18 protein-coding genes are annotated in these 18,843 nt (G+C 44.9%); 14 read left to right on the top strand and 4 right to left on the bottom strand.

Annotated elements, in window-relative coordinates; genetic code table 11:
• Positions 1-6: 6 nt before the first annotated feature.
• Entirely contained in the window at positions 7-912 is a 906-nt protein-coding gene (locus H5647_RS14680; protein ID WP_045859618.1) for a DMT family transporter, read from the top strand.
• A 163-nt stretch (positions 913-1,075) separates the two neighbouring features.
• The gene (locus tag H5647_RS14675; RefSeq protein WP_045859616.1) at positions 1,076-1,354 is read left to right on the top strand and encodes a hypothetical protein; all 279 of its coding nucleotides are present in this window, start codon (positions 1,076-1,078) and stop codon (positions 1,352-1,354) included.
• A gap of 137 nt (positions 1,355-1,491) precedes the next feature.
• On the opposite strand, the gene H5647_RS14670 is transcribed toward H5647_RS14675, so the two are convergent.
• The gene (locus H5647_RS14670; RefSeq protein WP_045859614.1) at positions 1,492-1,776 is read right to left on the bottom strand and encodes a hypothetical protein; all 285 of its coding nucleotides are present in this window, start codon (positions 1,774-1,776) and stop codon (positions 1,492-1,494) included.
• 125 nt (positions 1,777-1,901) lie between these two features.
• Positions 1,902-4,526 (bottom strand): bifunctional aconitate hydratase 2/2-methylisocitrate dehydratase, encoded by a 2,625-nt coding sequence (gene acnB / locus H5647_RS14665; RefSeq protein ID WP_082087072.1) that lies wholly within the window; start codon positions 4,524-4,526, stop codon positions 1,902-1,904.
• A 409-nt stretch (positions 4,527-4,935) separates the two neighbouring features.
• Between acnB and H5647_RS14660 the strand changes: the two genes are divergently transcribed.
• The 7 genes from H5647_RS14660 (at position 4,936) to H5647_RS14630 (ending at position 12,193) form a co-directional block, all read left to right on the top strand.
• Positions 4,936-5,694 carry a CBM9 family sugar-binding protein gene (locus H5647_RS14660; protein WP_082087071.1) on the top strand — a complete coding sequence of 253 codons (759 nt, stop codon included), beginning with the start codon at positions 4,936-4,938 and terminating at the stop codon, positions 5,692-5,694.
• A gap of 11 nt (positions 5,695-5,705) precedes the next feature.
• Positions 5,706-6,173: a DUF1289 domain-containing protein gene (locus H5647_RS14655; protein ID WP_236074907.1), complete on the top strand. Its 468-nt coding sequence runs from the start codon at positions 5,706-5,708 to the stop codon at positions 6,171-6,173.
• A gap of 2 nt (positions 6,174-6,175) precedes the next feature.
• On the top strand, positions 6,176-6,778 hold the full coding sequence (gene miaE / locus H5647_RS14650) for a tRNA-(ms[2]io[6]A)-hydroxylase (protein WP_200911590.1): 603 nt from the start codon (positions 6,176-6,178) through the stop codon (positions 6,776-6,778).
• 145 nt (positions 6,779-6,923) lie between these two features.
• Positions 6,924-8,225: an ABC transporter substrate-binding protein gene (locus H5647_RS14645; RefSeq protein WP_045859610.1), complete on the top strand. Its 1,302-nt coding sequence runs from the start codon at positions 6,924-6,926 to the stop codon at positions 8,223-8,225.
• A gap of 56 nt (positions 8,226-8,281) precedes the next feature.
• On the top strand, positions 8,282-10,159 hold the full coding sequence (locus H5647_RS14640) for a sensor histidine kinase (protein WP_045859608.1): 1,878 nt from the start codon (positions 8,282-8,284) through the stop codon (positions 10,157-10,159).
• 179 nt (positions 10,160-10,338) lie between these two features.
• On the top strand, positions 10,339-10,896 hold the full coding sequence (locus H5647_RS14635) for a cytochrome c3 family protein (RefSeq protein ID WP_045859606.1): 558 nt from the start codon (positions 10,339-10,341) through the stop codon (positions 10,894-10,896).
• The gene (locus H5647_RS14630; RefSeq protein ID WP_200911589.1) at positions 10,886-12,193 is read left to right on the top strand and encodes a multiheme c-type cytochrome; all 1,308 of its coding nucleotides are present in this window, start codon (positions 10,886-10,888) and stop codon (positions 12,191-12,193) included. The genes H5647_RS14635 and H5647_RS14630 overlap by 11 nt, the downstream gene beginning before the upstream one ends.
• Positions 12,194-12,286: 93 nt before the next feature.
• Here H5647_RS14630 and H5647_RS14625 read toward each other — a convergent pair whose 3' ends face one another.
• Positions 12,287-13,024: a UDP-2,3-diacylglucosamine diphosphatase gene (locus H5647_RS14625; protein WP_045859605.1), complete on the bottom strand. Its 738-nt coding sequence runs from the start codon at positions 13,022-13,024 to the stop codon at positions 12,287-12,289.
• A gap of 26 nt (positions 13,025-13,050) precedes the next feature.
• Complete coding sequence (locus H5647_RS14620; protein WP_045859603.1) at positions 13,051-13,545, bottom strand: peptidylprolyl isomerase; 495 nt, start codon at positions 13,543-13,545, stop codon at positions 13,051-13,053.
• Between the two features lie 172 nt (positions 13,546-13,717).
• Here H5647_RS14620 and H5647_RS14615 point away from each other — a divergent pair, with 172 nt between their 5' ends.
• From H5647_RS14615 to H5647_RS14595, 5 genes are all read left to right on the top strand, one after another.
• On the top strand, positions 13,718-15,382 hold the full coding sequence (locus tag H5647_RS14615) for a glutamine--tRNA ligase/YqeY domain fusion protein (RefSeq protein ID WP_045861427.1): 1,665 nt from the start codon (positions 13,718-13,720) through the stop codon (positions 15,380-15,382).
• Positions 15,383-15,449: 67 nt separating this feature from the next.
• Entirely contained in the window at positions 15,450-16,826 is a 1,377-nt protein-coding gene (gene cysS, locus H5647_RS14610) for a cysteine--tRNA ligase (protein WP_045859601.1), read from the top strand.
• 4 nt (positions 16,827-16,830) lie between these two features.
• Positions 16,831-17,028, top strand: coding sequence for a DUF3012 domain-containing protein (locus tag H5647_RS14605; protein ID WP_045859599.1), 198 nt, complete (start codon positions 16,831-16,833; stop codon positions 17,026-17,028).
• Positions 17,029-17,138: 110 nt separating this feature from the next.
• Positions 17,139-17,939 (top strand): ion transporter, encoded by an 801-nt coding sequence (locus tag H5647_RS14600; RefSeq protein ID WP_045859597.1) that lies wholly within the window; start codon positions 17,139-17,141, stop codon positions 17,937-17,939.
• 97 nt (positions 17,940-18,036) lie between these two features.
• Positions 18,037-18,669, top strand: a complete 633-nt coding sequence (locus H5647_RS14595; RefSeq protein ID WP_045859594.1) for a DNA-J related domain-containing protein — start codon at positions 18,037-18,039, stop codon at positions 18,667-18,669.
• The last annotated feature ends 174 nt before the right edge of the window (positions 18,670-18,843 follow it).

The following is an 18,843-nucleotide window of genomic DNA, read 5'->3' as shown; positions in this document are numbered from 1 at the left end:
TATTCAATGTTTAGCGCTCGCTCATTTCCCGTTATTGTTCTTGTCTTTGCTTCTGTTCTTTGGGGGTTATCCTGGTTGCCGCTCAAATACTTAGAGCAAGTGGGCTTTAACGGCATTTCGTTGCTGCTAATCTCTCAGGCGATACTGGCTATTATTTTCTTGCCTTTGGGTTTCCGTGGGGCTTTGATCCTTACGCATTACCGATCGTTAATTGCGATTTCTATCGCTGGCGGTGGCGCGATCCTCTGTTTTACTTACGCGTTAATGTATGGCGATATCATTCGAGTGATGGTGTTGTTTTATCTGCTTCCTGTGTGGGGCGTTTTGGGTGGTTGGCTTTTGCTCGGAGAACGGCCTGACCTTATTCGCTGGTGTGGAGTTGTACTAGCACTTCTGGGTGCGTTTTTATTGCTGGGGGGTACGAAGGCTTTTAGTTCATCTTTATCATGGCTTGATGTACTGGCGTTGTCTTCTGGATTGTGTTTCGCGCTCAACAATATCGTCTTTCGTGGCGTGCCCGATCTGCCATTACCCACCAAACTACTGGCTATGTTTTTGGGTTGTGCGCTTATTTCCGGGTTACTCGTTATCACCAACGTACAACCTTTACCCCATGGTGTTCCATTGGCTCATTGGGGCTGGCTTGTAGGGTACACGTTGTGCTGGCTTATGGTGGCCAATATTGGCTCGCAATGGGCTGTGACGCAGATGGAAGCAGGGCGGTCGTCCATCATTATCATCGTAGAGTTAGTGGTAGCGGTTATTTCTGCGCTTGTTATCGCTGGTGAAAGGCTCATGCCTGTGGAATGGGTAGGCTGCAGTATGGTCGTTATCGCTGCGGTGCTCGAGGCTATTAGGGTGGAGGACGTAAACGTAGACCGAATTGAGAAAACACCCGAAATGTGGCGTTGATCACGTTTTGACTCTAATGACTTACAGCTTTGTCAGCAATGTCTCACATGCTATGCCATCGTTCACTCGCATCCAGAGGTCAAGCCGCCCTTTATAATGCTTTCAAATTCGCGGGGTATAGCACTACCGACGAAAACAAACTTTAGTTGCGGGGGCACACAACATGATCGATGCACGTATTTCACACATTAATTCAAACAGCCGTTTAGCTTTAGCCGACGTAGGCTTTGGGCAGGCGTTAGTGATTCATTTTCCTGCTGACGCACAAATAGATGTTGGCGATCAAATTCAAAATTTGGCGAGCGGTTATTTCGATGTTCGTTGTTTAAATGTTTCTAAGCGTTACGAAATGGCCGTTACGGTACTCTCGGAAACCTTGCCTTCCGATCTTGCGCTATTTATCGTAACAGAAGACGAAGAGCCTATTGCAAAAGTGGCGTGAGCCATCTTCGAAAGTTATATGCAGCCCATATAAGAGGTTGATGGCCCTTGCGTTTTTCAGGGCTGTCAGCGTTTTATAGTGCGTTCGCGACTGTTACAAAAACGTAAAAGATACAAAGTACGTAAAAATTTAGACTGTTAGCTGTCGATAGACTCATTTAGCGCAGCCCGTTCGATTATTTTCGTGTACAGCGCCATTAGTTTAGTGAGTATAGGTTGGTAGTCAGGGTGCCGATCATAGATTGGTTTAACGTGTCTAATGTCTTTTAGTACTTCTTCTAAAAACTCCATATCAAAATCATTAAGCTTGTTGCCTCCTCCCACCTTTTCTTCCAGTGCGAGTGCATGAGGCAGGCGTTGCTTGTTCAAGCGTTTCATTAGTACTTCAATTACACCTAAATCGTCATGTGGGTTTATGCTCATAGCTATGGCTCAATATATTGCGTATTAGTCCTGATAGAGTAGAGGCTACGAGTACGATTGGGAAGCATAAAAAAACCCCGCATATGCGGGGCTTATTCAGTATTCGGTATTATCGAACAAGGTTGTTATACCTTTACTTCCTCAATTTCGACGGCGGCAATACGTTTTCCATCTTCGGCGCCTTTCACAAAGTCAGCGATTTGATCGAAATTCATATAGCGGAATATTTCGGCGGACATAGTGTCAATTTTCGATGCATATTCCAAATATTCTTCCGGTGTAGGTAGTTTACCGAGTATGCCACCGACGGCCGCTAGTTCGGCAGATGTTAAGTAAACGTTGGCTCCAGCCCCTAAACGGTTCGGGAAGTTGCGCGTAGAGGTGGATAATACGGTTGTATTATCGGCCACACGTGCCTGGTTACCCATACAAAGTGAGCAGCCTGGCATTTCCATGCGCACACCCTTAGCGCCAAAGATATTGTAATAGCCTTCTTCCATTAAGGTGTGTTGATCCATCTTGGTAGGAGGAGACATCCAAAAACGGCTTTTAAGTGCCCCAGGCGTTTGCTCAAACAGCTTACCTGCCGCTCTGAAATGGCCAATGTTGGTCATACACGAACCGATAAAGACTTCATCGACATTGTCGCCAGCAACGCTGGATAATAAACGTGCGTCATCGGGGTCGTTGGGTGCGCAAACAATAGGTTCTTTAACATCAGCAAGATCAATTTCTATGACAGCGGCATACTCCGCATCGGCATCAGCTTCCATTAAGCTGGGGTTCGCCAGCCACGCTTCCATGTTGCTTGCACGGCGCTCAAGCGTTCGCCTATCGCCATAGCCTTCACTTACCATCCAGCGTAATAACACAACGTTGGACCGCAAATATTCGGCAATAGAATCTTCGGGGAGCTTGATAGTACAGCCAGCGGCTGAGCGCTCTGCGGAGGCATCGGAGAGTTCAAAAGCCTGCTCAACGGTTAATTCATTTAGACCTTCAATTTCAAGAATTCTTCCGGAGAATATGTTTTTCTTGCCCTTTTTCTCAACGGTCAACAAACCTTCTTGTATTGCGTAATACGGAATGGCATGCACTAGATCGCGCAACGTTATGCCGGGTTGCATCTCACCCTTAAAACGAACCAAAATAGATTCGGGCATATCCAATGGCATAACGCCTGTCGCAGCAGCAAAAGCCACTAACCCAGAGCCAGCAGGGAAGGATATTCCCATGGGGAAGCGTGTATGCGAATCACCGCCTGTACCAACGGTATCTGGCAACAGCATGCGATTAAGCCAGCTGTGGATGATACCGTCACCTGGGCGTAGCGATACGCCACCGCGATTCATGATGAAATCTGGCAAGGTGTGCTGCGTGTCTATGTCCACGGGCTTTGGGTAAGCTGCAGTATGGCAAAAGGACTGCATGGTTAAATCGGCTGAAAAGCCTAAACACGCTAAGTCTTTGAGTTCGTCACGAGTCATTGGCCCGGTAGTGTCTTGCGATCCTACCGTGGTCATGCGAGGTTCACAATAGGTACCCGCTCGGACGCCTTGTCCCTCGGCTAGGCCACACGCTTTACCCACCATTTTTTGTGCAAGGCTGAAGCCTTTTGTGCTGTCAGCTGGTGCAGTAGGCTGGCGGAATAAGGTAGAGGCGGGCAAGTTGAGGGACTCTCGGGCGCGAGTGGTTAAGCCGCGTCCAATAATGAGGTTGATTCGGCCGCCGGCACGTACCTCGTCAAGCAATACGTCAGATTTGAGCTCAAATTCTGAAATGCAGTCGCCAGCGTCGTTCAATATTTTTCCATCGTAGGGGCGAATTTCGATAATATCACCCATACCTAAGTCGTCTACCGGCGCTTCAAAAACCAATGCCCCTGCGTCTTCCATAGTGTTGTAGAAAATAGGGGCTACTTTACCGCCTATACAAATACCACCACCACGCTTGTTGGGTACGCCGGAAACATCATCACCGAAATACCACAGTACAGAGTTTGTAGCCGACTTTCGCGAGGAACCTGTTCCAACAACATCGCCTACGAATGCAACTTGTACGCCTTTAGCTTGCACAGCCTTAATTTGCGCAAGCGGTCCTTTGACGCCGCCTTCTTCTGGTTCAATGCCGTCGCGGGCCATTTTGTACATGGCCAATGCGTGTAATGGGATATCGGGCCGAGACCAAGCATCTTGAGCGGGTGATAAATCATCGGTGTTGGTTTCGCCTGTAACTTTAAATACAGCCACCTTGATGGATTCTGCAACGGCGCTGCGGTTTGTAAACCACTCCGCATCAGCCCAGCTTTGAAGTACGGCTTGTGCCTGACTATTACCGGTCTTTGCCTTGTCTTCCACATCGTGAAAAGCATCGAACATAAGCAAGGTGTGTTTAAGTTCTTTTGCTGCAGCTTCAGCGAGTTCGGGTTCATCAAGCAGGGCGACTAGCGTCTCAATATTGTAACCACCGTGCATATTGCCCAGAAGCTTTATAGCTGCCGTTTTATCAATTAGGCTACAGTCGTCGTCTCCTTTTGCTAGAGCAGAAAGGAAGCCAGCTTTAACATAGGCGGCTTCGTCAACACCTGGGGGGACGCGTGTGCTTAACAGGTCAAGCAGTACAGCCTCTTCTCCAGTGGGTGGGTTTTTAAGCAGTAGTACCAATTCTGATACTTGCTCAGCACTCAAGGGCTTCGGTGGAATTCCAAGAGCTTCACGTTCAGCAACGTGTTCACGGTAGGCTTCAAGCACAATAATTGTCCTCTAAATAGATGAATTACTCGTTGCCACAGGATCTCTGCGTACGAGGCTATCGATAACCGTTATCGATGAATAGTCAGTGTAAATAGGCTGTGGTGGTGTTTAGCAAGGACGCGCTCATTCATAAATGTTGCGATCATTGCTGTATTATTAGCAGTACGGTGCTCAACACACATAAAGCGGGTTCAGCTTCACATGAGGATAGCAACGTCTAAAAAACACGCAAATTACGGCCCACAATCACCGGGAGGCGAATTCTACCGCAAATTGGTGAATGACCGATAGTTCCGGCCGAGGTGGAGCGGTTAAAAGTGGGCAACATTGGTTGTCTGCTAGTAATTTTGCGTTGAACTGACTATATTCCGGCCCAAATAATGCCAGCTTAGAGGAAATGATAATAATGACAACGGTTTTGAAACCCATTTCAATTTGGGTGTTTACGTTACTGCTTCTGCACTGTTTTGAGGCCTTTGCGCAAGACAGCAGAAGTTATTACCGTGCGCCTTATGCCGCACAAGCGCCAGTGATAGACGGTATTGCATCGGAAACCATTTGGGAGGCTGCGCAATGGAAAGCCATTGATCAGGTTATTATCGGTGAAAATCTCGCGGCAGACGATTTTAGTGGCCGAATTAAACTCGTCTGGGACAACAAAAAACTGTATGTGTTGGCCGAAATAATTGACGATCGTTTGTCTGATGTATACGCGGATCCACTCAGTCATTATTGGGATGATGAAGCCTTAGAAATATTTGTAGATGAAGATGCATCAGGTGGCGATCATCAATATAACCACAATGCATTTGCCTACCATATAGCACTGGATAATCAGGTTGTGGATGCAGGCCTCGATAAACAGCCTCATCTTTATAACGAACACCTTATGAGTCGTTGGCAGCGAACGGGTGACGCCACAATTTGGGAGGTAGCACTGGATATCTATGCCGATGACTATAAAGACGGGGCAGTAACGGCAAAACCAGTAACGCTACAATCAGGTAAAATTATGGGGTTTATGTTTGCCTATTGCGATAACGACGGTGGCAAGACAAGAGACCATTTTATAGGCACTGAAAATATAGCCGCGGTTAATGGCGAAAGAAACAGAGGCTGGATAGATGCCAGTGTTTTTGGTGTGCTTGAATTAATAAAAGAGTAGTGGCGGAATAGATGATTAAAATGAGCGTTGCCAACAAATCGGGAAAAGGCGTTAAAACTCCCTGTATAGGCGTATGCTCGACCGGCATTGGTGATTCTGTGTGCCGAGGTTGTAAACGTTTTAATCATGAAGTCATTCATTGGAATGGTTACAGCGATACTGAAAAAAACGCGGTGTTAGATCGGTTACAATTACTACTGACTCAAGTTGTAAAAAGTAAAATACAAATCGTGAATATCTCCGTGTTAAGTGCTGCGCTAGCGCGCCATGATATTCGAATAAATGATTATTCAGATCCCTATTGCTGGGTTTTTGATTTACTCAAGGCGGGCGCCAAGCAAATTCAAAATATTGAAACTTTCGGTTGTAGAGTAAACGTTGAATGGCAAAGCTGCGCACTAACGGAGCTTCGCGATATAATGGACGCCGAATTTTATGCGCTTTCATGCGCCCACCTCGAACGGTATTTTTCACACTAATTATGTTACAAACAATTCATGAGTTTTTACTGTGCTCTACACCTGATCGTTGGGTTGCGTCAGCGCTTCAGCATCCAGAGATGCTATTAATAGATCACGCCAATTGCGAGAAAAAAGCTGCAAGTACGGCGTTAAATTTGATGTATCGATACGTCGATGATTTTGAGCTACTCAATAAAATGTCGAAGCTTGCGAGGGAGGAATTGCGTCATTTTGAACAAGTTATCGCCATTATGGAAAAGCGTGGTATTCCTTATCGTCAGGAAACCGCTTCGCGTTATGCCGCGGAGCTACGCAAGCCTGTACGTACTTTCGAGCCTGCAAGATTAATTGACACCCTCATTGTGGGCGCCATTATCGAGGCGCGTTCTTGTGAGCGGTTTGAAAAGTTAGCCCCTCATCTTGATGACGAACTACAAAAATTCTATCTCTCCTTACTGAAGTCTGAAGCCCGTCACTTTCAAGATTATCTCGGTTTGGCACGAAAAGCAGCAGGAGGTGCCGATATATCAGATCGTATCACGTTGTTTTTGGAGCGTGATAAAAACCTTATTAATGCGGCTGATGATGAATTTCGATTTCATAGTGGTCTCGTAGACGCATAGATTCCGATTTTACAAGTATTTAACTCTCCTAAAGTCCGCTGGCTTGGTCTGTATTCCCCATCTACACTCATTGAGGAGGCCCTCGTTCTAATCGTGCTACGTGGGTCGCGTTGATTCAGTTAGCAATGATATTTGGGGTAGTTGAATGGCTCGGAATAAAAAGGGTGAAGAGGGGGGAACTCCAGCTTCTCTCACGCGGCGCAACTTTATTGGAACAGCTGCAACCACCGCAACTGCACTCATAACGGGGGCCAAGGCTCCTTATGTCCATTCAAAAAAAAATGTAACTCTGCGTATTTTGGGTACGCACGTGACATTGCAGGAAGAGTTACGACAACGGGCAATGAGCGACCTTGGGATCAACATTGTCTTTGAACCAAAAGGAAGCGCAGCCGTCCTCCAAAAAGCCTCTCTTTTCCCCCAGTCTTTCGATTTGTATGAACAATGGTCGAACAGTATCAATATTCTTTGGGAAGCCAGTGCCATTCAGCCAATTGATAAATCACGCATTGTTAATTGGCCTGAAGTTAATTCACTCACTAAAACCGGCCGTCTGACACCAGACGCAAAAATAGGTGCCGGTGATGCACCCAGCAAATTGTTATATGTGCAACCGGGGGGCGAGCTAGGCTCGATAGAGAGTAACGACATTAGTTTTTTGCCGTACGTACACAATGTAGATTCGTTTGGTTATGACACGCGCACAATTGCTACAGGAATTCCCTACGAAACCGAAAGTTGGGGTTGGCTTATCGACAATCGCTATCGTGGCAAAGTGGCTGTAGTAAATGCGCCCACCATCGGTATATTTGATATGGCGCTCGCGGCACAAGCATCTGGATTAATGACCTTCAACGATATTGGCGCTATGACCCGTACCGAGATAGATACATTGTTTGGAATTTTGGCTGAGAAAAAACGCAGAGGGCACTTCAGTGGTTTTTGGACATCTGTTCCAGAATCTGTGGAGTTTATGAAGTCGGGCAGAGTGGTTATCGAAAGTATGTTTTCGCCGGCGGTAGCCGCGTTAAATGGCCTCGATATACCGGTGAGGTACGCTGCGCCGAAAGAAGGGTACCGTGGCTGGCATGGGGTTATGTGTTTATCTTCTGAGGCCAAGAATGAGGTAAAAGACGCAGCGTATGATTATATGAATTGGTGGCTTTCTGGGTGGCCTGGCGCTTATATCGCGAGGCAGGGTTACTATATTTCCAACCCTGAACGATCCAAAACACTGCTTACGGATGATGAGTGGGGTTACTGGTATCAAGGTGAGGCAGCAAGAGCACCGCTAAAGGGCACCGATGGCAATGTGTCGGTTAAAGCAGGTGCTGTTCGAACGGGAGGCTCTTATTTAAAACGTTTTAGCAACGTAGCTGTTTGGAATACGGTTATGCCAAGCTACGATTATAGCCTGCAAAAGTGGTACGAGTTTATTAGCATGTAATTGATTAATTACGTTTTAATCTTGAACTTAAAGGACTTTCCTCATTCGCGGTTATTATGCAAACACCTAGCTTTTATTCAATAAAAACACAAATTGTGGCAGCCTTTTTTTTAATGGTGTTACCGCTGGCTTCGCTTATCTATTTTTCTTCACTTACCAACCGTCTATTTAACGATGTTCTAGATGAGCTAATCGAAACGGAAGGTGTTTCATATCTCCTAAGTGAAGTGGAAAAAGATATTGTTGACTTACAACGCAATATATTGATTTTCAAAGAAACGTCCAGCCCTGGTGCGATAGAAAAGGTAAATTTTTACTACATTCAAATAGTAAATAGGCTCGTACGATTAAAAAGTTATCCTTCTGTTATTCAATATCTCGAATCGATTAATGTCATGGCCCAGCATCTGGACGATTATAAGCAAAATTTTGATGTTGTAACGGGTATGCGTATACAGCGCAGTGAGCTTATTACTCGACATTTACAAGCCAAACCCGTAGCGGAAATTCCAATGATTAACGCCACCGACATAGAGCTGATGGCAATAGAAAATTCTGTTCTTCTCGCACATGGGGCTTCACTCTCTTATTTGGCATCATTTGATCACAATCATATTACGGAGTTTGATAGGAGAGTTGAGGAAGCCAGAATACTTTTGGCAGGTATAACCGGTAGTGATAGTGAGCGAGTGGCTGTTAATCAAAATCTACAGGTTTACCAGAAAAATTTTTCTCGCATTGTAGCATTGACTCGCCATTACGTTTATCTCATTAATGTTGTTATGACTGGTTCAGCAAATGAATTTCTCTACCATGGAAAAACGCTTGAGGATATATTTTCACAGCGGGCCGATAATACGCGATTAACGGCAAAAGAACGCATGAGTTCGAATAATGTGTGGAGCAGTATCCTGTCAATGGCGGGAATTTTATTGGCCATCATAGTGTTTGTTTTGTTCTATTTGCGTATAACGAGGCCGGTAGAGGCCATTACCTCCGTTTTTATTCAGTTGGCAGAAGGAAAAGATGTGGGCTCTATTCCTGCTGTGAACAGGAGGGATGAGATTGGTTTGTTGTCTTCAGCCGCTAATGTCTTTAAGTCAAAAAACGAACAAACAATTAAACTGTTGGTTGAAAGTAAAAAAATGGTTCGCGATCAGAAAGTTCTGAATGAAGAGTTAGAGATAGAAAAACGACGCGCGGAGCGAGCGCTTTCTATCAAAACAGAATTTCTTGCCAATATGTCTCATGAACTGCGTACGCCACTTAATTCCATAATTGGATTTACCGTTAGGCTGGGAAAACAATTAGATACAAAAAATGAGCGTCAGCTAAAAGCGGTGGATGCAATTGAAAGGAATGGTCGTCATTTACTGGCCATGATCAATGATATTTTGGATCTCAGTAAAATTGAAGCTAATAAGCTAGAGCTGAAGATTACTAACGTAGATTTAAGCGCACTTTGTATGGATTGCACCTCTCAAATCAATCCTGCGGCCGAGGAAAAAGGTATTGAATTAGTTTTTAATCCAGCCAGTATTCCGGAGGTTCAGTCGGACCCTGTTAGAATTAGACAGATATTGTTTAATTTATTATCTAATGCCGTAAAGTACACCAATGAAGGTTTTGTTAAAGTCGAAATAGAGTCTGGGTACGGTGATATGAGCGTGGCAATTCGCGTATCAGACACAGGTTTGGGTATTAAACCTGAGGATCAAAAAAAGTTATTTAAACGTTTTGAACAATTTGATGACAATACACGTTTTGCTGTTGGTCAAGGCTCAGGGCTAGGGCTAGCAATAGTGGCTAACGTGTCACGTTTGTTGGGCGCCAATGTGTCTGTTAGTAGTGAGTTTGGAAAGGGCAGTACCTTCACGTTGCGTATACCGGTAAATTTTCGGGCGGCTAAATCAACTTCCAACCCTTTAGCTTGAACGCCGTCTACTAAGAACTGTATTGCCGTAATGAATTACGCTAGTTAATTGCTGGTAGTTTGATTTATATCCAATTTGTGATCACCAAAACCTATTAGCCTTTGTTAAATAACACTTCATGGTCAGTTTTCGATACTCGTAATCCAAAGGCTTTATTCATAATAAAACAAGGGATTTTGATGACGTATCAAAAGTTAATTAAATTTTCGATTATTGGGTCTGCTTTAGGGCTATTTATGTCATTAAGCTGGGCACTTGTAGATACGGTTATTCATACCACTGGCGACCATGAGTTTTGTTCGGGGTGTCATTCACATAAACCTATCGGAACCTCGTACCGTGAAGATTTACATGGCGGTAATAACACCACGGGTTGGCGCGCCAGCTGCAGTGATTGTCACATTCCTCAAGATAACGCACTGCACTATTTATGGGTAAAGGGTGTCCATGGGATTGTCGACCCTACAATGGAAATATTAAAAGACCCATTGGATATTGATTGGCATGGTAACCGATTAAATCGAGAACGCTACGTATACGATTCTGGCTGTCTGCAGTGTCATAAATATTTATCAACGACAAGCGAAGCCAATCGAAAGTCTTTTCTTCCTCACCGTAAATACTTTAACGAAGAAGAGGAGGGCCTACATTGTGTGGGCTGTCACGAAAATGTAGGGCATTCTAATTTGGGTATTCATCTAGAAAAGCATGGTTGGGAGAAGAATAATGATGATTAAAAGGGGGTTATTGTTTGTGGCTCTGCTATGTTGTTCTGCAGGCGTCTACGCTAACGTGGGAGGGGTGGCCGAGGTCAAAACCCTGAAGATGGAACGCGATATTTCGCGCATTGGGCAAGACTGTATTAGTTGTCACCAAGTAGAAAGCCCTGGCCAAGTAGCAGACTGGAAAATGAGCCGACATGCGCATGCAGGTGTTTCGTGTATCGATTGTCATGCGGTGACGAAAGAGTCCCCCATGGCCACTCAGCACGAGTCCTTAGTCGGCACCGATATTTATATTACAGCTTTAGTTTCACCGAATGTTTGCGGTCGATGTCATGTCGATGCAAAAAAACAATTCGATAATAGTGGGCATTTTAGGGCGTATCACCAGATCGTACCGAAAGATAATTTGCATGCGCTGACCAATATTCACGAGGGGCGTAATCACCCAGAGCTTCAAGGGGCGCCATCCGAAACTGGGTGTATGCAATGTCACGGTACTAAACTTCTGCTTGATGAAAACAATAGGCCAACAGTGGAAACTTGGCCGAACAATGGTATGGGTAACGTATACCCCGACGGCTCTACTGGTAGCTGTACGGCTTGCCACAGTCGTCATAAATTTGATATTGCCGAAGCGCGTAAACCTAGTGCTTGCGCTTCTTGCCATTTGGGGCCGGACCATCCAAATATCGAGATTTTTAACAATTCAAAGCACGGTCATATCTTCAATACAGATTCAGCTGATTGGCGCTGGGATACCGCACCCGATGCGTGGGAACCAGGGGATTATAGAGCGCCTACGTGCGCAACCTGCCATATGAGCGGGATCGGTGAGCTTACCGTTACGCATAATGTCAGTGAACGTTTGTACTGGAATTTATGGGCCAAAGAGTCAAAAGTGCGCGGTTCTGATGATGTTTTAAGTCCATTGCTAGGGGATGGTCCTGCAGGTCGAGAGAAAATGGAATCTGTATGCCACAATTGCCATAGCCCATCACATACTAAGGGTTTTTTTGCGCAAGGCGATAAAGCTGTTCGCCTCTATAATGAGGCTTATTATCAGCCTGCAACGGCCATGTTAAATGAATTAAAAGAAAAGAACTTATTAAAAGAAAACCCGTGGACAGATCCGTTCCAAGTGAAGTATTACTACCTCTGGCACCACGAGGGGCGTCGAGCAAGGCAGGGTGCCATGATGGGCGCGGCAGATTATGCGCATTGGCATGGATTTTTCGAATTACAGCAAGATTTATATGAGCTTGAAATGATTTACGAGAAGCGACTTAAAACGAATACGATAGAAGAGTAGTTATTATTAGAAAAACAAATCAGGCTGTAATCAGTATTACAGCCTGATTTTTTGCGGTGAGAGAGAAAACTCTACACCGTTATACCATGAAACCTACAAAGTAAAAGAAAGCAGCTGTAAGCCCTTTTCATCTGCACGAATATACCAACCGTTCGATTCCCAGTCCCCGAGTACGTACCGTAAACCCTGTTGTTCTTTAAGTTCATGAACATTTGGGCGGTGGGTATGACCGTGAATTAGAATTGAAAGTTCATGGCGAGCCAGCGCGTTTTCAACCTCTTGCGCATTAACATCCATGATATCTTCGGCCTTCATTGCATTCATTGATTGGCTTTGCGACCGGAGTTGTTGTGCCATAACACGGCGTTGCTCAAGTGGCAGTTGCAAAATCTGCTGTTGCCATTCAGTGTTACGTACCTGAGCACGAAACTGCATGTACTCCACATCGTCGACACACAGGCTATCACCGTGCATAAGTAAAACGGCGTCACCGTTAACCGTAATAACATGCTCTTCTTGTAGTAATGTCATGCCAGTGGCACTAGCAAAATCATTACCAATTAAAAAATCGCGGTTGCCATGCTGGAAAAATAACTGGAGGCCGGTATTGGCATAGCCACGCAGTTTAAGTTTAACGGATGCAGCAAAAGTATCGTCATCGTCATCGCCAATCCAAGCATCAAAAAAATCGCCGAGAATATATAAACGATTTTGGGATGGATCGCCTTCATCTTTGGATAGCACTGTTTTTTCGACAAACGAAAAAAATGCCTCAGCAATAGCTGAGCGTGAGGCATGAAGGTGTAGGTCCGAAATAAAGAAGTCGGTCATAGTATTGTTTTATCGTTAGAGAGGGTTTAGTCGACAATAGTCGCAGTATTGATGATTACGGCGTCAACGGGTACGTCTTGATGGCCGTGTGCGCTACCGGTTGGAACAGCCTTAATCTTGTCTACGATTTCAGCACCGGCTACAACCTTGCCAAATACGCAATATCCCCAGCCTTGCATATCTTTGCTTTTGTGGTCGAGAAAGCCATTATCTTTTACGTTGATGAAAAATTGAGCGCTTGCGCTGTGAGGGTCCATAGTTCTGGCCATTGCGAGGGTCAAATTGTCATTGGAAAGCCCGTTATCGGCCTCGTTTTCAATGTTGTCCCGCGTCTCTTTTTGGCTCATATCTTCGTTGAATCCACCGCCCTGGATCATAAAATCCTTAATCACGCGGTGGAAAATTGTACCGTTGTAAAACCCCTCTTCAACGTATTGCTTAAAATTTGCGGCTGTTACGGGTGCTTTGTCGAAATCTAATTCAACGTCAATGTCACCAAAATTCGTCTGTAATCTAATCATTTCTATGTCCTATTACACATTAGGGCGTTTTAAAGTGTGTGCGCTAGCCAAAATGAACCTGCGCACACTGGCGGAAGGCGGCTATAATACGCGTTTTTGCCAGTATAGAAAATCTAGCAACATTTCTAACGCTAGGCCACATTTACCCATCTTGCAGACGAGTTATCGATTCATGAGCGTTGAAGACAAACCACTAAATTTCCTTGAGCAAATTATTAAGAAAGATCTTGAGGAAGGGGTTCATCAACAGGTGGTCACACGATTTCCGCCAGAACCTAACGGCTACCTCCATATTGGCCATGCTAAGGCCATTTGCTTGAATTTTGGCCTAGCGGAAACCTTTGAGGGTGCCTGTAATTTACGTTTTGACGATACAAACCCTGCAAAAGAAGAAATGGCATATGTTGAGGCTATTAAGAGTGATGTGGAATGGCTCGGGTTTAAGTGGTCGGGTGAGATTCGATATGCCTCACGTTATTTCGACACACTCTACCAATGGGCCCAACACCTTATTCGTGAAGGCAATGCCTATGTATGCGATTTGACGGCCGATCAGGCACGTGAATACCGTGGCACTTTGACGGACGCGGGTAGAAACTCGCCATATAGAGATAGGCCGGCAGAGGAAAGTCTAGACCTACTTGAGCGTATGAAAAACGGCGAGTTCGATGAAGGCTCAAAAGCGTTGCGTGCAAAAATCGATATGGCTAGCGGCAACATTAATTTGCGCGATCCTATTCTATACCGTATTCGCAAGCAGGCTCACCATCAAACGGGTACCGAATGGTGTATTTACCCAACTTACGACTTCGCTCATGGGCAAGAAGACGCCATTGAAGGCGTGACGCACTCTATATGCACGCTCGAGTTTGCAGATCATCGCCCTTTATATGATTGGTTTATACAGCACTTGCCCGTGCCTACTAAACCGAAACAATATGAATTCGGCCGGCTAAATTTAAACTACACCGTGACATCGAAGCGTAAACTGAAGCAATTAGTCGACGAAAAACACGTCGACGGCTGGGATGACCCTCGTATGCCCACTGTGGCAGGTTTTCGGCGCAGAGGTTATACCCCCGCATCTATTCGAAAATTTTGTGACATGATTGGTGTTACTAAGTCGGATGGCGTGGTCGATGTGGCGATGCTAGAGCATGCGATACGCGATGACCTCGATAAAAATGCACCGCGAGCAATGTGCGTATTGCATCCCTTAAAAGTGGTGCTCACCAATTACGACGCACAAAAAGTAGAATTGCTAACGGCGCCGGGCCATCCTAATAGAGACGATTTGCCCACACGTGAACTTCCATTTGGTCGTGAGCTGTATATCGATGTTGAAGATTTCCGAGAAGAAGCGAATAAAAAATATAAACGTCTGGTTATTGGTAAGCGCGTGCGTTTGCGTAACGCTTATATTATCGAAGCCGACGAAGCGATCAAAAATGATGCGGGTGATATTATCGCAGTTCACGCCCGTATTATTGAAAATACAGTAGGCAATGACCCTGCCGACGGCATTAAAGCCAAGGGTGTAATTCAATGGGTGGCAGCACACGATTGCGCCGAATTTACGGTAAATTTATACGACCGCCTATTTACGGAAGCCTCACCAGATAGCGGTGGTAAAGACTTTCTTGAGAGTATTAACCCCGAAAGCCTTACCATTGTGGCCAATTGCAAAGGTGAAAAAGGTTTATTGCAAGCGTGTTTGGGTGAGGGGTATCAGTTTGAGCGTGAAGGGTATTTTTGCCGCGATACTGGCTCAACGGCATTAGTCTTTAATCGCACCATCGGTTTGCGCGATAGCTGGGCGAAAATGGATCAAAAATAACGCCGTAAGTTTACATCCATACTTAACGATCACAAGATATTTATACCAACGTAATTCAAGTAGCCTTATGACTTTATCTATTTACAATACAGCCAAAAAAACAAAAGAACGTTTCGAGCCAATTACGGCTAATACCGTGAAAATGTATGTATGCGGCCCTACGGTTTACAACCTTGTACATATTGGCAATGCGCGCCCAGTTGTAGTGTTTGATACCTTGTTTCGTGTACTGCGTTATTTATATGATGACGTCACTTATGCCCGTAACATCACCGATATTGACGATAAAATTATGAAAACGGCGGCAGAAAATAAGGAGCCAATATCGGTGTTGGCCCGTCGTTATGCCGACGCTTACGATTGTGACATGGCACAACTCAATGCCTTACCGCCAACAATCGTCCCTTACGCCACCGATCACCTTGAACCCATGATAAATATGGTAGCCACCTTGGTTGAAAAAGGGCATGCCTATGAGGCGGACGGACACGTTTTGTTTGATGTTAAATCGATGCCTGATTATGGAAAATTATCGAACCGCTGTTTAGACGACATGCTAGAAGGGGCCCGTGTAGAAGTGGCTTCCTATAAGCGCTACGGCGGTGATTTTGTGCTCTGGAAACCCAGTAGTACAGAAGAACCCGGTTGGGAAAGTCCTTGGGGAAGAGGGCGCCCTGGGTGGCATTTAGAATGTTCTGCAATGATAGAAAAACATTTGGGTAATACCATAGATATTCATGGCGGCGGCCGTGACTTAATATTCCCTCATCATGAAAATGAGCGGGCTCAAAGCCAGTGTGCTCATGGAGGTGAGCAATACGTTAAATACTGGATGCACAACGGCTATGTTAATATCGATGGCGAAAAAATGTCGAAATCGTTGGGCAACTTTCGAACAGTTCGTGAGCTGTTGGAACGCTACAACGGCGAAGTTATACGTTTCGCCTTACTTTCTGCACAATATCGCTCGGAATTGGATTTTTCCTTTGAGCTATTAGAGCAATCGAAGTCTAGCCTAGATTCCCTTTACTGCGCACTGCAACGGGTTGAGCAAGAGAACCTACCAACAGACGAATCATTTCGACGTAATCCCGGTTTTAACGCGTTGATGGATGATCTCAATACGCCGTTGGCAATAAGTGAATTACATCAGCTAGCAAAATCTATGAATAAGTCAGAGCCCTCAAGTCAAGACGCGTGCGATCAAAAAGGCCTGCTATTAGCGCTTGCCAATTTAATGGGGTTGTTACAAGAAGATACAGAAACATGGTTTAAAGGAAGCGCAGACGACGATACGGATTGGATAGACCAAGCTATTGTTGCTAGGCATCAGGCAAAACAAGATAAAGAGTATGCGCGTGCCGATGAAATTCGTCAGGAGCTTAAAAGCAAAGGTATTGTGTTGGAAGACTCCGCCACGGGAACTACATGGCGAAAGGAGTAGGCAAATGAATATTGGTTATCGTATTGGGGTATATACTTTTTTAGGGCTGCTGTACGTCATGTTACTGGGTTGCGCTGAAAAAAAAATGACAGAAGAATGGTGCGAAGCGCTTATGGAGCGGCCGAACAATCAATGGACCGAAGATGATGCGGTTTTGTTTGCTCGCGACTGTCTCTATAGTGAGGGTGACAGTACAGAATAATCAGGTATCCATTCGTTACGGCGCTATTTTAATTGTATTAACAAGGTGATAGCGCCATCATTTATATACTTTAAGCGGCTTCTTAAACACGGTTACCCATTTACATTTCTATGTCTGCTATCACGTTAAATAAACTGTTTCAAAATATTAAAGCGAATCGAGTTTTTGAATTCTTTATTATTGGGATTATTGTGTTTTCTGCGCTTATTGTCGGCGCCAAAACCTATGATATCCCTGAAGGCGTCGCGAAAGCCGTTGCGGTTTTAGATTGGTTAATAACGCTTATATTTTTGGTTGAAATCACTATTCGTTTTTTGGCGGAAGAGAATAAGTCTCGCTTTTTTCACAGTGGCTGGAATGTGTTCGACACACTTATTGTTGCCGTCAGTTTAATTCCCATAGAAAATTCTGATTTAGCCATTGTTGGGCGCCTCATTCGCATATTTCGTGTGCTTCGGATGGTCTCGGTAATACCCGAGTTAAGAGTATTAATAACCAGCCTACTAAAAGCCTTGCCTCAGCTTGGCTACGTCATGCTGTTAATGTTCATTATTTACTATATCTATGCGGCTATAGGCAGTACCTTTTTTGGCGATATAAACCCTACGCTGTGGGGCGATGTATCGATTAGTATGTTGACATTATTCCGTGTTATGACTTTCGAAGACTGGACAGACGTAATGTACGAGGCAATGGAAGTCTATTCACTGAGCTGGATCTATTTCTTATCATTTATCTTTTTTACTGCCTTTGCCTTTTTGAATATGGTCATTGGCATTGTCGTTAACGTCATGGAAAAAGAGCATCAAACGCTTGTTGAAGAAGAGCTTAGTAAAGAAAATATCGAGCTTCAAAATATTCGAAAGGATTTAGCAGAACTAAAGGCTATGCTTAGGGGTAAGAATGGCTAGGCTGTAGGGCGTGATTCTAATGTTCTGCTAGAAATACAGGGCCTTTTCCATTCAGTTTTAGTTAATCAGGCCACTATCTCGTTAAGGAGAGTCGGCGTTGGAAGAGCCTAAAGCGTCCAGTATTCGTGAAGCGAAATATTTAATACACAACACTGTTCAGACCGCGTTAGCGCATGCCGTATCAGAGGGTAGCATCTGTTTTTCGATTGAGGAGTACAGTTGTATTCAGGCCGTAACTCATATAGACGGGTTGGTTTGGTCTTCAGATGCGTTACTTTCACTCTTCCAAAAACATTTCATTGTACGACACTGTTTTTTTTGTCTTAACGATACCCCAACAGACTATGCTCCTTATCAAATGGCGATAGCACCCACAGGGCTTGTACTTACCCGTACAAACGAAAAAACCGTGGGCTCGCATGCTGTCAGCGCCGACAGCATTGTGGCCGAACTGCGTGATTTTTATTTCGACTTTTCCCATTATACTCAGGCAACGTCCGAATCGGTTGTTGCTCTGATGTCCTCTTTTTGGGTAAAGTTCAATTCGCTTGACCAGAGAGAAGAGTCTCTTGCTCGGCTATCGTTAACGCCCCAAGCGACATGGCCAGAGGTGATCGCTCGTTACAGACAAATGGCTCAGGCCTGCCACCCCGATAGGGGAGGCTCAGAGCAGGAGTTCCATGAAGTGCGACAAGCCTACGACCGGCTAAAGGCAGTAATGGCGAAATAATGCCGTCCATGTAGAGTTAGGCGACAGCGCGCAATCACAGAACCGTAAAAAGTCGCATTTCAATATATTCTTTCTATACCTAGTCTATCCTGATTATATCCACTAATTATTATCAACTCTTATCTATTAGAAGTTTGTCGCCGACGGATTTCTAGTCACAGGATGCCTAATTCG

This window comes from Teredinibacter purpureus (assembly GCF_014217335.1).
In the GTDB taxonomy this organism is placed as follows: domain Bacteria; phylum Pseudomonadota; class Gammaproteobacteria; order Pseudomonadales; family Cellvibrionaceae; genus Teredinibacter; species Teredinibacter purpureus.
This window is presented reverse-complemented; position numbering and strand designations above follow the sequence as displayed.